The sequence below is a fragment of the Streptomyces sp. 2131.1 genome (assembly GCF_900105515.1).
Taxonomy (GTDB): Bacteria; Actinomycetota; Actinomycetes; order Streptomycetales; family Streptomycetaceae; genus Streptomyces; species Streptomyces drozdowiczii.
In genome coordinates this window covers 391,148-404,025 of record NZ_FNSY01000001.1, presented here as the reverse complement: position 1 = coordinate 404,025, position 12,878 = coordinate 391,148, and the positions used below count along the sequence as shown (strand labels likewise).

Annotated in this window: 12 protein-coding genes; 6 read left to right on the top strand and 6 right to left on the bottom strand. The window is 73.7% G+C overall.

The features are described 5' to 3' along the window. Positions 1 to 15: 15 nt before the first annotated feature. Entirely contained in the window at positions 16 to 1,317 is a 1,302-nt protein-coding gene (locus tag BLW14_RS01970) for a molybdopterin-dependent oxidoreductase (protein ID WP_093703672.1), read from the top strand. Between the two features lie 328 nt (positions 1,318 to 1,645). On the opposite strand, the gene BLW14_RS01960 is transcribed toward BLW14_RS01970, so the two are convergent. From BLW14_RS01960 to BLW14_RS01950, 3 genes are read right to left on the bottom strand one after another with little or no spacing between them, the layout of a single operon-like run. Beyond that, the gene (locus tag BLW14_RS01960; protein WP_093710620.1) at positions 1,646 to 2,443 is read right to left on the bottom strand and encodes a methyltransferase domain-containing protein; all 798 of its coding nucleotides are present in this window, start codon (positions 2,441 to 2,443) and stop codon (positions 1,646 to 1,648) included. Then, positions 2,440 to 3,087 (bottom strand): TIGR04282 family arsenosugar biosynthesis glycosyltransferase, encoded by a 648-nt coding sequence (locus tag BLW14_RS01955; protein ID WP_093703670.1) that lies wholly within the window; start codon positions 3,085 to 3,087, stop codon positions 2,440 to 2,442. Before BLW14_RS01955 ends, BLW14_RS01960 begins: the two co-directional genes overlap by 4 nt. After that, positions 3,084 to 3,788: a glycosyltransferase family 2 protein gene (locus BLW14_RS01950; RefSeq protein ID WP_093703668.1), complete on the bottom strand. Its 705-nt coding sequence runs from the start codon at positions 3,786 to 3,788 to the stop codon at positions 3,084 to 3,086. Before BLW14_RS01950 ends, BLW14_RS01955 begins: the two co-directional genes overlap by 4 nt. A 124-nt stretch (positions 3,789 to 3,912) precedes the next feature. Between BLW14_RS01950 and BLW14_RS01945 the strand changes: the two genes are divergently transcribed. Together BLW14_RS01945 and BLW14_RS01940 are read left to right on the top strand one after the other, a co-directional pair. Continuing rightward, complete coding sequence (locus tag BLW14_RS01945) at positions 3,913 to 4,668, top strand: response regulator transcription factor (protein WP_093703666.1); 756 nt, start codon at positions 3,913 to 3,915, stop codon at positions 4,666 to 4,668. Continuing rightward, positions 4,665 to 5,771: a sensor histidine kinase gene (locus BLW14_RS01940; RefSeq protein WP_093703664.1), complete on the top strand. Its 1,107-nt coding sequence runs from the start codon at positions 4,665 to 4,667 to the stop codon at positions 5,769 to 5,771. The genes BLW14_RS01945 and BLW14_RS01940 overlap by 4 nt, the downstream gene beginning before the upstream one ends. 3 nt (positions 5,772 to 5,774) lie before the next feature. On the opposite strand, the gene BLW14_RS01935 is transcribed toward BLW14_RS01940, so the two are convergent. Further along, positions 5,775 to 6,854 (bottom strand): NAD-dependent epimerase/dehydratase family protein, encoded by a 1,080-nt coding sequence (locus BLW14_RS01935; protein WP_093710619.1) that lies wholly within the window; start codon positions 6,852 to 6,854, stop codon positions 5,775 to 5,777. A 77-nt stretch (positions 6,855 to 6,931) separates the two neighbouring features. After that, on the bottom strand, positions 6,932 to 7,342 hold the full coding sequence (locus BLW14_RS01930) for a VOC family protein (protein ID WP_093710618.1): 411 nt from the start codon (positions 7,340 to 7,342) through the stop codon (positions 6,932 to 6,934). A 248-nt stretch (positions 7,343 to 7,590) separates the two neighbouring features. Between BLW14_RS01930 and BLW14_RS01925 the strand changes: the two genes are divergently transcribed. Further along, positions 7,591 to 8,448: an eCIS core domain-containing protein gene (locus BLW14_RS01925; protein WP_218137679.1), complete on the top strand. Its 858-nt coding sequence runs from the start codon at positions 7,591 to 7,593 to the stop codon at positions 8,446 to 8,448. 33 nt (positions 8,449 to 8,481) lie between these two features. Here BLW14_RS01925 and BLW14_RS01920 read toward each other — a convergent pair whose 3' ends face one another. After that, positions 8,482 to 9,813 carry a COG1470 family protein gene (locus BLW14_RS01920; RefSeq protein WP_093703660.1) on the bottom strand — a complete coding sequence of 444 codons (1,332 nt, stop codon included), beginning with the start codon at positions 9,811 to 9,813 and terminating at the stop codon, positions 8,482 to 8,484. Positions 9,814 to 10,022: 209 nt separating this feature from the next. Between BLW14_RS01920 and BLW14_RS01915 the strand changes: the two genes are divergently transcribed. Together BLW14_RS01915 and BLW14_RS01910 are read left to right on the top strand one after the other, a co-directional pair. After that, on the top strand, positions 10,023 to 10,649 hold the full coding sequence (locus tag BLW14_RS01915) for a helix-turn-helix transcriptional regulator (protein WP_177153879.1): 627 nt from the start codon (positions 10,023 to 10,025) through the stop codon (positions 10,647 to 10,649). A 148-nt stretch (positions 10,650 to 10,797) separates the two neighbouring features. Continuing rightward, positions 10,798 to 12,867 (top strand): HYR domain-containing protein, encoded by a 2,070-nt coding sequence (locus BLW14_RS01910; RefSeq protein ID WP_093703656.1) that lies wholly within the window; start codon positions 10,798 to 10,800, stop codon positions 12,865 to 12,867. Positions 12,868 to 12,878: the final 11 nt, after the last annotated feature.

Here is a 12,878-nt window from a genome sequence, read left to right as displayed (position 1 = left end):
CATAGCGTCGGCCTCATGGGCGACAGCCGTCGAAACGCTCCGACATCCTCCTCGACTTCCTCCCGGCCCCGGGCCACCGCTCTCCTCGAACGGCTGCCCTCGGCGCCCGGCTTCTGGCGCAGCCCCGTGCGCGGCGTGCCGTTCACCGCCGTGCTCGGGCTCGTCCTGCTCGCCGGGATCACGCTGCTCTTCGTGACGGGCCTGCTGTCCTACGCCGCGTACAACCCGGACCTGAACCCGGTCAACGACAAGACACCGGACAAGGGGCTGCTCGGCTTCTACCTGTTTCCCTGGCCCACCTCGCCGCACTGGCTGTACCGGCTGACCCAGGGACTCCACGTCACCGTGGGCATCGTGCTCGTCCCCGTCCTGCTGGCCAAGCTGTGGTCCGTTGTGCCCCGGCTCTTCACCCTCCCGCCGGCCCGCTCGCCCGCCCACGCCCTCGAACGGATCTCGCTGCTCCTGCTGGTGGGCGGGGCGCTGTTCGAGTTCGTCACAGGGCTGCTCAACATCCAGCTGGAGTACCTGTTCCCCGGCTCCTTCTACCCGCTGCACTTCTACGGGGCGTGGGTGTTCTTCGCCGCCTTCCTCGCCCACGCCGGGCTGCGCGCCCCGCAGGCCGTACGGGTGCTGCGGCGGGGCGGGCTCGGCGGACCGGTCCCGGACGATGTGCTGGAGTCGCCCGCCCCCGCCGCGCCGACTCTGTCCCGGCGCGGCGCCCTCGCCATGGTGGGCGCCGGCTCACTCGTCCTGCTGGTCACCTCGGCCGGCCGCAGTTTCGACGGGCCGCTGCGCCGCCTCGCCGCGCTCACCCCGCACGGCGCCGCCGAACCGGGGTCCGGCCCGAATGGCTTCCAGATCAACAAGACCGCCGCCGCCGTCGGGATCACCACCGCGGAGACCGGAGAAGGCTGGTGGCTCACCGTCAGCGGCCCGGCCGGGGACCTGCGGTTCAGCCGGGCCCGGCTGCTGGACATGGAGCAGCACAGCGCGGCCCTGCCCATCGCGTGCGTGGAGGGCTGGTCCACCTCGGACCAGTGGTGGCGCGGCGTACGGCTGAGCGATCTGGCGGCCCTTGCCGGATACCCGGACCGGCCGCCCGGGGTGCTGGTGGAGTCCCTCCAGCGCAGCGGCGCCTTCCGCCGGGCGGCCCTGCGGGACAACCAGGTGCGCGACCCGCGATCGCTGCTCGCACTGGAGGTCAACGGCGAAGACCTGTCACCCGATCACGGCTATCCGGCCCGCGTGATCGTCCCCGCCGCACCGGGCGTGCTCAACACCAAGTGGGTGTCCCGGCTGACCTTTGGAGACCTGTGAACGCCCACGCCCTCCGTGCCGTCCTGCGCCGCCGCTACGGGGCGGGGCCACTGCACCTCGTACTGCTGGCCGCCTCCTTCGCCCTCGCCGGATACGCGGGCGTGCGCCTGCTCGCGGGCGACTGGCTCGGCGTGGTCATCTGGTTCGTCGGCGCGGCCCTCGTGCACGACCTGGTGCTCGTACCCCTGTACGCGTCGGCGGACCTGCTGCTGAGCCGCTGTCTCGGACGGCGGCGGCCGGCATCCGTCAACTACGTACGGGTGCCGGCCTTCCTGTCCGCGCTCCTGCTGCTCGTGTGGTTCCCGCTGATCACCCGTCAGGCCGAGCGCTACGAGCCGGCCAGTGGGCTGTCCCCGGACGTGTTCCTCGGGAACTGGCTGCTGATCACGGCCGCGCTCTTCCTGGCCTCGGCGCTCTGGTTCGTCGTACGGGCGGTCCGGGCGCGCCGCAGGGAGACGAAGGTACGGCCGTCAGCCTCCCACTGATCGACGGCGCGCAGCCCGTGTGGGCGCGCGTACTCCAGCAGGGCCGTGGAACCGAGCCTCGCCCACGGGAAGAGGCCCGCCGACGCCGGGCCGGCCGGGGCGCTCCCGTCGTCCAGCCGCACCCGGACCCGCTCGTCGACGGCGTGCGGCACGGTCTCCGCGACGAGCAGCCCGCCCGGCGCCAGCAGGTCCGCCGTACGGCTGAGCAGCCGGTCCGGGTCTCCGCCGATGCCGAGGTTGCCGTCGGCGAGCAACACCGTGCCCCACCGTCCCTCGCCGGGCAGCGCATCGAACACCGACCGGCACAGGGCGTAGCCGCCGAGCCGCACGGTCCGGGCGACCGCCGCCGCGCTGACGTCGATGCCCAGGGCGCGGTGGCCCCGCGCCGACAGCGCGGCGACCAGCCGGCCGGGCCCGCAGCCGACGTCCAGGACCGGACCCTCGCAACGGCGCAGCGCCGACAGGTCCGCCGCGTCCGCCCCGGCACACCAGCGCTCGACGTCCAGCGGCAGCAGCCAGCCGTCCGTACGGCGCAGGAACAGCGGCCCGCGCCCGTTGCGCAGGGCGTTGGCGTACGGGTCCGTGCCCCACGCGTCGCCGTCCGGCCGCGCGGTGTCCAGCACCTCCGGTTCCCGGCTCACCGGGCGGCCGTCCGGGCCAGCCGCGACCACTCGGCGGCGAACCTGCCGCCCGGGGCGAGCGCGGCGACCTCCGCCGCGTCCGCCGCCGTGTCCACGTCCCGCAACGGGGGCAGGTCCCGCACGGTCAGCCCGGCGTCGACCAGCCGGCGCCGCTGCACCGCACCCGTCTCGGGCACCGACATGGGCACCCCGCGCAGCAGGTCCGGATCGGGCTCGGCCAGGCCCAGCGCCCAGAAACCACCGTCCTCCGCGGGGCCGAACCAGGCGTCGCACCCGTCCCAGCCGCCCGGGCCCAGCGCCGGCGCCAGAGCGGCCGCCGTGACCTGGGGGGTGTCCATACCGATCAGCAGCGTCGGCCCGGTGCAGGCGCCGAACGCCGCGGCGAGCCGCTCGTCGAGCCCTCCCGTGCCCTGCTCCACGACCTCGATGCCAGGCGGCAGCCACGGTCCGGGCGCCCCGGCCAGGACGACGACGCGCCGCGCGGCCGGCAGGGTCAGAACGGTGTGCAGGGTGTCGGCGAGCGCCGCCTCGGCGAGCCGGGCGGCCTCGGTGGGGGAGAAGGGCGGCGTCAACCGGGTCTTGACCCGCCCGGGCAGCGGCTCCTTGGCGATGACCAGCACGGTCGTCGCACCGACCGGGCTCACCGCGGCACCCCCACCGGCACCGGAGGCTCGCCCAGCACGGCCCGCATGTCGCGGACCGCGTGCCAGGTACCCAGCCAGGTGCCGGTGACCTTCGACTTCCCGGTACGCGCGAGGTACGGGACGTCGGTCTCGGCCACCCTCAGCCCCGCATCGGCCGCCCGCACCACCATCTGCAGCGGATAGCCGCTCCGCCGGTCGGTGAGCCCGAGCGCCAGCAGATCGGCGCGGCGCCCGGCGCGCATGGGACCGAGGTCGCGCAGCCGGAGCCCGGTGCGGCGGTGGAGCATCCGGGAGAGGGCGGCGTTGCCCGCCCGTGCGTGCAGCGGCCAGGCGCCGCGCTCCTGAGGGCGCCGCCGTCCGAGCAGCAGATCGCACTCGCCGTCGGCCACCCGGCGGACGAAGCCGGAGAGGAGGGCGGGGTCCAGCGAGCCGTCGCAGTCGCAGAAGCAGACGAACTCCGCCTCACTGGCGAGCAGCCCGGCATGGCAGGCCGAGCCGAAACCGCGCCGCGGCTCGGGCACCACGGTCGCGCCCAGCGCACGCGCCACATCGGCCGAACCGTCGGTCGAGCCGTTGTCCACCACGACCGCCCGCCAGCCCCGGGGGACGCGGGCCAGCACGCCCGGCAGGGCCGCCGCCTCGTCGAGACAGGGGAGAACGATGTCGGCGCGGGGCCCTGAGTCATCGGAAGGAAGGATCACCCGGCTCACCCTACGGAGCGAAAACCGGCATTTCGGGCTTTGGATTCTTACGAAACCTGGACGTCGCCCGTCACGGGCCCGCTCGCGTTTCCGGCCGCGCCGCCGCAGGTGCCAGGGTGGTCCCATGCAGACGACCCCCGGCGCACCGCCTCCCGCCGCCCCGGCCCGCGGGCATGTCCTAGTGGTCGACGACGACCCGACCGTCGCGGAGGTCGTCGCCGGTTACCTGACCGGGGCCGGTTACGACGTCGCCCGGGCGGCCGACGGACCACGCGCCCTCGCGCTGTACGCGGCGCGTCGGCCGGACCTGGCGGTCCTGGACCTGATGCTGCCAGGCATGGACGGCTTCGAGGTCTGCCGCCGCATGCGGGCACACGGACCGGTCCCGGTCATCATGCTCACCGCGCGCGGCGACGAGGACGACCGCATCCTCGGCCTCGAAACCGGCGCGGACGACTACGTGACCAAGCCGTTCAGCCCGCGCGAGCTCGTCCTGCGCGTCGACTCCGTGCTGCGCCGCGCGAGGGCGGCCGCCGCCCCGGGCGCGCATCCCGCGCTGCTGGAAGGTGCGGGACTGGTCCTCGACCCGGCCGCCCGGAGCGCGACCTGCGGGGGACGGCCGCTGGGCCTGACCCTCCGCGAGTTCGACCTGCTCGCCTTCCTCCTGCGTCACCCGGGCCGCGTCTTCAGCCGGGAGGAACTGATGCGGGAGGTCTGGGGCTGGGACTTCGGCGATCTGTCGACCGTCACGGTGCATGTACGCCGCCTGCGGGGGAAGGTCGAGGCCGACCCGGCGCGCCCGGAGCTGATCCGTACGGTCTGGGGCGTCGGCTACCGCCTCGATCTGCCTTCGGAGCCGCTCACCGGAGCGCCGTCATGACCGACCTGCTCCTCATCGCCCTGTTCGCCTTCCTCGGCGCCGCCGCCGCGGGACTGCTCGGGGCGGCGGCGCTGCGGCTCTCCCGGCACCGCTCGCTCGTCGTGTCGCTGAGCATCGTCGCGACCGTGGCCGTCACCGCGATGCTCGCCGGAACCCTGGCCGTCGCCTGGGCGATGTTCCTGTCACCGCACGACCTGACCGTGGTGACGACCGTCGTCGCCATGGCCGCCGTCGTCTCGCTCGTCACCGCGATGCTGCTCGGCCGCTGGGTCGCCGCCCGGAGCCGCGAACTGACCCTGGCCGCCCGCTCCTTCGGCGACGGCGGCACCTTCGCGGCGCCCGAGGCCCCGGCCACCGCCGAGCTCGCCGCCCTCACCCGCGAACTCGCCGCCACCAGCGCCAAGCTGGACAGCTCGCGCGAGCGGGAACGCGCCCTGGAGACCTCCCGCCGCGAACTCGTCGCCTGGATCTCGCACGACCTGCGCACCCCTCTCGCGGGGCTCCGTGCCATGTCGGAGGCGCTGGAGGACGGCGTGGCCGCCGACTCGCCGCGCTATCTGCGCCAGATCCGCACCGAGGTGGAACGGATGAACGACATGGTCGGCGACCTCTTCGAGCTCTCCCGCATCCACGCCGGCTCGCTCGCGCTGACCCCCAGCCGGATCTCCGTCTACGACCTCGTGGGCGACGCCCTGGCCGGAGCGGATCCGCTCGCCCGCGAACGTGGCGTGCGGCTGATCGGCGGGCGGATCGAGGAGGTGCCCGTGGAGGTGGACGGCAAGGAGATGAGCCGGGTCCTCGGCAACCTCCTGATCAACGCGATCCGCCGTACGCCCGCCGACGGCACGGTCGCCGTCGCCGCCCACCGCGCGCGGGACGGGGTGGTCCTCTCGGTGACCGACGGCTGCGGCGGCATCCCGGAGGAGGACCTGCCGAGGGTCTTCGACACCGGGTGGCGCGGCAGCCACGCCCGTACGCCGCCGGCCGGCGCGGGTCTGGGACTCGCCATCGTGCGGGGGATCGTGGAGGCGCACGCCGGCCGGGCCGAGGTCCGCAACGTCACCGGCGGCTGCTGCTTCGAGGTGACGCTGCCGCTCGGGTGAGCCTCAGACCGGCAGTGCCGCACCGGCCTCCCGCAGTGGGGCCGCCGCGAAATCGGCCATGCCCTCGGCGAACCCCACCTCCGGCCGCCAGCCCAGCTCCTCCCGCAGCCGCCGCGAGTCCGCCGTCACATGGCGTACGTCCCCGAGCCGGAACTCCCCGGTCACCACCGGCGCAGGACCGCCGTGGGCCGCCGCCAGCGCCCCGGCCATCTCGCCGATCGTGTGCGGCTCGCCGCTGCCGGTGTTGTACGCCGCGAAACCGCCCGGAGCGCGGGAGCCCACGGCCTCCAGCGCCACCGTGTTCGCGGCGGCCACGTCCCGTACATGGATGAAGTCGCGCCGCTGGCCGCCGTCCTCGAACACGCGCGGCGCCTCGCCGCGGGCCAGCGCCGAACGGAAGAACGACGCGACACCCGCGTACGGCGTGTCGCGGGGCATGCCCGGGCCGTACACGTTGTGGTAGCGCAGCGAGACAGCGCTCCCGCCCGTCGCCCGCGCCCAGGACGAGGCGAGGTGCTCCTGCGCGAGCTTCGTCGCCGCGTACACGTTGCGCGGGTCCGTCGGAGCGTCCTCCGCGACGAGGCCCGGTGCCAGCGCGGCCCCGCAGTCCGGACAGCGCGGCTCGAAGCGGCCCGCCGACAGATCGGACCGGTCCCGGGGACCCGGGCGGACGGTGCCGTGACGCGGACAGGAGTACCGGCCCTCCCCGTACACCACCATCGACCCGGCCAGCACCAGGCTCCGCACCCCGGCCCCGGCCATCGCGGCGAGCAGGACGGCCGTGCCCAGGTCGTTGCAGCCCACGTACTCCGGGGCGTCCGCGAAGTCCTTGCCCAGGCCGACCATCGCCGCCTGATGGCACACCGCGTCCACCCCGTGCAGCGCACGGTCCACGGCCGCGCGGTCCCGCACGTCCCCGACGAGCATCCGCCCGTCGGTGTCACCGGCCGCCCGGTGCACGGCGTGACCGTGCGCCGACGGCAGCAGCGCGTCCAGCACCACCGCCTCGTGCCCGGCGGAGGTGAGACTGCGGACGATCTCCGACCCGATGAACCCGGCTCCGCCGGTGACAAGTACGCGCATGAACGCCACGCTAGGACGCGCGCGGCCCCGTCACGCGCTTCGGCGGCGGCACGTCACGCAACCGTAAGCCTTCGGCCCTAGCCCAGTTCCTGGATCCGGACCAGGTTGCCCGCCGGGTCGCGGAACGCGCAGTCGCGGATGCCGTACGGCTGCTCTGTCGGCTCCTGGACCACCTCCGCGTCACCGGCCTGCACCTTCTCGAAGGTGGCGTCGAGGTCGCGGGTGGCCAGCAGGATCCAGCCGTACGTGCCCTTGGCCATCATCTCCGTGATGGTGCGGCGCTCGTCGTCGGTGATGCCGGGGTCCGCGGCCGGCGGGGCCAGCAGGATCGAGGTGCTCGGCTGGTCCTTCGGACCGACGGTGATCCAGCGCATCTTGCCCTGGCCCACGTCGGTGCGGACCTCGAAGCCGAGCGTGTCGCGGTAGAACGCGAGGGACTCCTCCGGGTCGTCGTGCGGGAGGACGCTGGTGTGAATGGTGATGTCCATGAAGATCATGCTAGGCACGGCCTCCCCGCCCCGCTTCTCGATTCCTGACCGGTTCGGACCGCCGGGCGCCCGAGGCCGTCCGTCCCCGCCCCCTGCCCGATGGGGCACCGCGCGATGCCCCGGGCCGGACAGCGCAGGGCTGGACGGGGCGGGAAGCCGTCCACAAGGGTGGAGGGCCGGTAGGGGCGGGCGGTCCGCCGCGGCCGCGCGGCATGGGCCGGCCCCCGGTGCGGTCAGGGGAGACGACGGTGAACGCACAGCACCACGACGACGACCACCAGCACGAGCACCACACCCCGCCCCTGGAGACCGGGGACGGTCACGAGCGGCTCTCGGGCGGCCACCTGCACGGCGACACGGCCGGGGCGCCCGCCACCTCGGACACCCACGGCGCACCGCACCACCTCTTCCGGGCCGCCGCCACCGGCCGGACCGACGTGGTGGGCACCGCCGGCATGGGTGTCCTCCAGCGCACGGTCGGCAACGCCGCGCTCGGCCCCGTCATCCAGCGCGCCCGGGCCGCCGCGCCGGAGCAGGGCGAGGAGGCGGAGACGCGCTCGCCGGTGCACGACGTCATCTCCTCCGGCGGCGGCACCCCCCTGGACACCGAGACCCGGACGGACCTGGAGGGCCGGATGGGCGCCGACTTCTCCGACGTACGCATCCACAACGACTCCGCCGCCCACGAGTCGGCGAAGGGCGTCGGCGCGCACGCGTACACCGTGGGCAACAACGTCGTCTTCCAGCGCGACGCCTACGACCCCTCGTCGCCCCAGGGCCGCACGACACTGGCGCACGAACTGACCCACGTCATCCAGCAGCGCAACGGGCCCGTCGAGGGAACCGAGGCGCCCGGCGGCATCCGGGTCAGCGACCCCTCGGACCGGTTCGAACGCGAGGCTGTCGCCAACGCGGACCGGGTGCTCTCCGATCCGGCCCCGGCGGCCCCCGCCGCCCCCGCCGCCGCGGCGCCCACGTCCGCGCCCGCCGTGCAGCGGGCGGCCGCGGAGGACGAGGACGAGCAACCGGCCGACGTGCAGGGCTCGTTCGTCCAGCGTGCCGAGGAGAAGAACCCGGAGGAGGAAGAGGAGGCCCCGCCGGCGTGAGGCGTTCCGGTCCGGACCGTGACCGACGCCTGGTCAGCCCCCTTCGGCGTCACGCATCGTGCCGCCCAGGAACATCGACTCCGCGCACCGCGAAGGGGCCTGCGCGCCCACCGGCCTGCCCACCTTGCGGCAGTCGATGGTCATGGTGACCTTGCCGCCCGCCGGGATCACGATCGGCGTCACGAAGTGGTAGTCGGAGTCACGGAAGTTCTCCAGACCGAGGCTCAGTACCCGGGTCTCCTTGCCGGCGGAGACGACCAGCGTCCCGGCGTCGCCCTGCGGGTTCTGGACGACGATGTCGGTGAGCTGGAACGCCTTGCCGGCCGGGACCGTGAGCGCCGTCCCGGTGTTCGTCCCGCCGCCCAGCGAGTCCTGCACCCTGACCTGCGCGCTGGTCGGAGCCGCCGCCCCCGCACCGGCCGCCGCCGAAGGACTCGGGCTCGGCGTCGGCTTCGACTCGCCGGCCCCGCCCGACCCGCTCCCGGCGGAGTCGCCGCCGCCCGCCCCGGAACCGCCCGAGCCGCCCTGCTCGGGCGCCTTGCTCTTGTCGGCCGCGGCGGCGGACCGTACCGCCTCGGGGGTGACGGCCTCCCGCGCCGCCGACTTCACGGCCGGGCGCAGCAGCGCGTACCAGAGGCCGACCAGCGCAAGCACCAGCACGGCCGCGGTGATCAGGGCCCGGGGCAGCCAGCGGGGGAGCAGGGGCTCCTGCTCGTAACTGCCGTCTACGAGGACCGGCTCCACCGGGTCCTGCCCCTCGGCCACCTGGGTCGCGGCGAACACCTGGAAGGGGTGCGTGACGGGCGTGCCGCGCCACATCCGCTTGACGGGCCGCACCCGTAGCTTCGCGAACTCCGCCTCACCAGGCTGCACCTGGAGCTCCGGTGCGGCGAACACGACCCGGGCCCGTTCGCTCCCCGGCTGAGCGCCCAGGCGTACCGTCACCGGGGTGTTGCCCCGGTTGTCGACGGCCAGCTGATGGCGTCCGGCGCGCGCGCCGTGCGAGCCGCGCGGGACCAGCTCGGCCGTCGTCTCCGTGAACGGCAGCACGGTCACCCGGCCCTCGGGCACGACCGTTCCGCCCTGCTCACCGGTCGGCACCACCCGTATCCCGAACGGCGTCTCACCGGCCGGCACCGTCGCGTCGCGCGGCGGACGCAGCACGAACGACACCGTTCCCGTGTCGCCCGGGTAGAGGGACAGCACGGCCGGTTCCACCGCGGCCCAGGCGGCACACGCGCCGACCACCTCGAAGCGGTATTCCTCGACCGTCGTACCGGAGTTGCGGACCTGAAGGGGGACAGCCGTCTCCTCGCCCGGTGCGGCGCTGACGGTGGTTGCGTCGAGGCTTGCCGTGAGACTCATACGGCGGACCGTAGGACCGCCGCGTACGTCGTACACCGGCCGTGAAGGAACACTTTCGGGCACATTGGATGCCCCGGCCAAACAAACTGGTTTCCTGCTCGATATTGAAGGGCATCTTCTGTCCGCCTCGCCACCAGTGAGGCGGACGAGCACGGCTGTGAGGCGTGTGCACCAGGAGCGTCCGGCCGTTTCCGAGGGGGAGCACGGACATGGAGCGCACCAAGGTCGCGTTACGGGCACAGGACCCGATCTCACAAGCAGGAGTGGCCAGCCAGTTGAGGGCGCGGCCCGAAGTGAACGTCGTGGAATGGGACGAGGAGGGGCCCTGGCCCGACGTCGTCGTCGTGGTCGTCGACGCCGTCGACGAGGAGGTGCTGACGACGCTGCGCCACATCCAGCGCACCACCGACTGCCGCGCCGTCCTCGTCACCACGGACATCGACGAGCAGAAGCTCGTGAGCGCCGCGGAATGCGGGGTCGTCGGCGTCATCAGGCGGGCCGAGTCCACGCCCGAGCACCTGGTACACGTCATCGACACGGTCGCGCGGGGCGAGGGCCACCTGCCCTCCGACCTGCTCGGCAGACTCCTGGCCGAGGTCGGCCGGCTCCAGGGGCAGGTACTGGCACCCCGTGGACTGCACTTCACCGGACTCGCCGCCCGTGAAGTCGATGTACTGCGCCTGGTCGCCGAGGGCTACGACACCGCCGACATCGCCACGAAGCTGGCGTACTCCGAACGCACCATCAAGAACGTCCTGCACTCGGTCATGACCCGTCTGCAGCTGCGCAACCGGTCCCACGCCGTGGCGTACGCGATGCGCCAGGGCCTCATCTGACACCGGACCGTACTCCGGGCGGCTGCCCCAAAGGGCAGCGGGCACTACCCGCCGAAAGGGCTCACCTCCCGCTGTGCGCGAAGCACGCACAGGAGACCGTGTGGGCGCAGTTCTTCGGTGGGAGGTCCGGGTGCGGGGGAGAGAAGCTGTGCGGTGGAATCGGCCGGCGGGGCGCCCACGCGGACTACCGGGCGCGCACCGTTCCGCCGCGCTCGCCCTGCTCCTGCTGGCCACCGCCCTCGTCCCCGCGTCGGGGGCGTCGGGTGCCGCGCCCGCGGTGCCCGTGCCCCCGGAGCCGTGGGTCACACCGGCGACCCTGCACGAGGCGCTCGACCCGGGCGGCTCGACGGGCGTCGACAAGTCGGTCCGTACGCCGGCGATCCCGCCGAAGCCCGAGGTCGTGCTGCTGGTGGACGGTACGGGGAGCATGGACGGCCCCATCGCCAGCGTGCAGGAGAACCTGCCCGCCATCACCGAGAAGGTTCTCGCCGAGCAGCCCGAATCACGGTTCGCCGTCGCCACGTTCGGAGACCAGCAGGTGGACCCCGACGCCGGATTCAAGGTCCTCCAGGGGCTGACGAACGACCTCGACAAGGTGCAGGCCGGTGTCGACGCGCTCAAGACGGACCTGGGGGCCTTCAGCATGGGCCCGTCCGAGGACTGGATCAACGGTCTGTGGCAGATCGCCGACGGGGCCGGTGGCGAGACGGTCTTCCGCGAGGGCTCCAACCCGGTGATCGTGCTGGTCAGCGACGCGTCCAGCCACTCGCCGAGCAACCACCACAGCATCGACGACACCATCTTCGCCCTCCAGGACAAGGGCGTCCGGGTGGTCGGCGTCGATGTGGACAGCGCGATCGGCGACGGGCTCAACGGCACCGGCAACGCACACAATCCGGACTACCCCGACCAGGTCGAGGTACCGGCGACCACGGCGGGCCAGGCCACCCGCATCATCAACGCGACCCAGGGCCGGCTGCTGGAGGGCATCCAGGGCGACCAGGTGGCCCAGGCCATCGTCGACGGCATGGACAACCTCCCCACCTCCGTCGGCCATCAGCTCCACGACTGCAGCCCCTACCTCACGGTCGCGCTCGACCCGCCCACCAGACGGGTCACCAGCGGCGAGACCGCCCACTTCGCCGAGACCGTCGACGTCGCACCCGACGCCCCGCAGGGCGCCACCCTCACCTGCACGGTCCAGTTTCTGCTGGGCACCCAGGTTCCGGGCACGGACACCCTCGCCCCCTCGGCGGCCCCCGACCCCGACTTCGAGGAAAAGATCACGATCGACGTGAACGACGTCGACGCCCCCGTCGTCACCGTCGACGACCGCATCGCCAGGGCGGACGACGAGAACGGCACGAGGATCAGCTACCGGGCGACCGCGCAGGACGCCCAGGACGGCACCCTCCCCGTCACCTGCACCCCCGCTTCCGGCTCCCTCTTCCCCATCGGCATGACCACGGTCACCTGCACGGCCACGGACACGGCCGGCAACACCGCCACGGACACGGCCGTCTTCGAGGTGCTCGACCCGCCACCGCCGCCCCTTCCCCCGCCGCCCGCGACGGACGTCGCCGTCAGGGCCGACGTCAGCCCCGACCGGACGTACACCGGCCGCCCCGCCCACGCCCGCTTCACCGTGACCAACGCGGGTCCGGACACCGCGAGGGACGTCGTCGTCGCCACGGCCTGGCCGAAGCCCGGGAAGGCGAAGGAACGCACCCTGACGTCGCTGAACCGCTGCACCGCCGCCGCGCCCTGCACGATCCCGCCCGGCGGCCGGATCGAGGTGACCCAGACCGGGACCTACCGCGAGCCGGTCACCGGAGACGTACGGGCCACCGTGAGCGGGATGCTGGGCGATCTGCAGCCCGTCAACAACCAGGACACCGACCGGTTGCGGGTGCTCAAGCCCTCCCTCACCGTCACCCCGCAGGTCGCCAGGCCGGGCCAGCCCGTCGTGGCGCGCGGCAAGGACTACCCGCCGGGCGAGACCGTACGCCTGACGTGGAGCACCGGCATCACGGCGGACCGCACCGGTATACGGGTCGGCCGCGACGGCACCTTCGAGGTACAGGTGCTGGTCCTGCGCAAGGACACCCTCGGCCCCCGCGTCCTGCGAGCCGACATCACCGGGCTTCCCCAGCTCCGGAAACCCGTCCTGGTGGTCCAGCGCAACCTCCAGCCACCGGACTTCAAGGGCCGTACGTGAGAGGGGCGGAC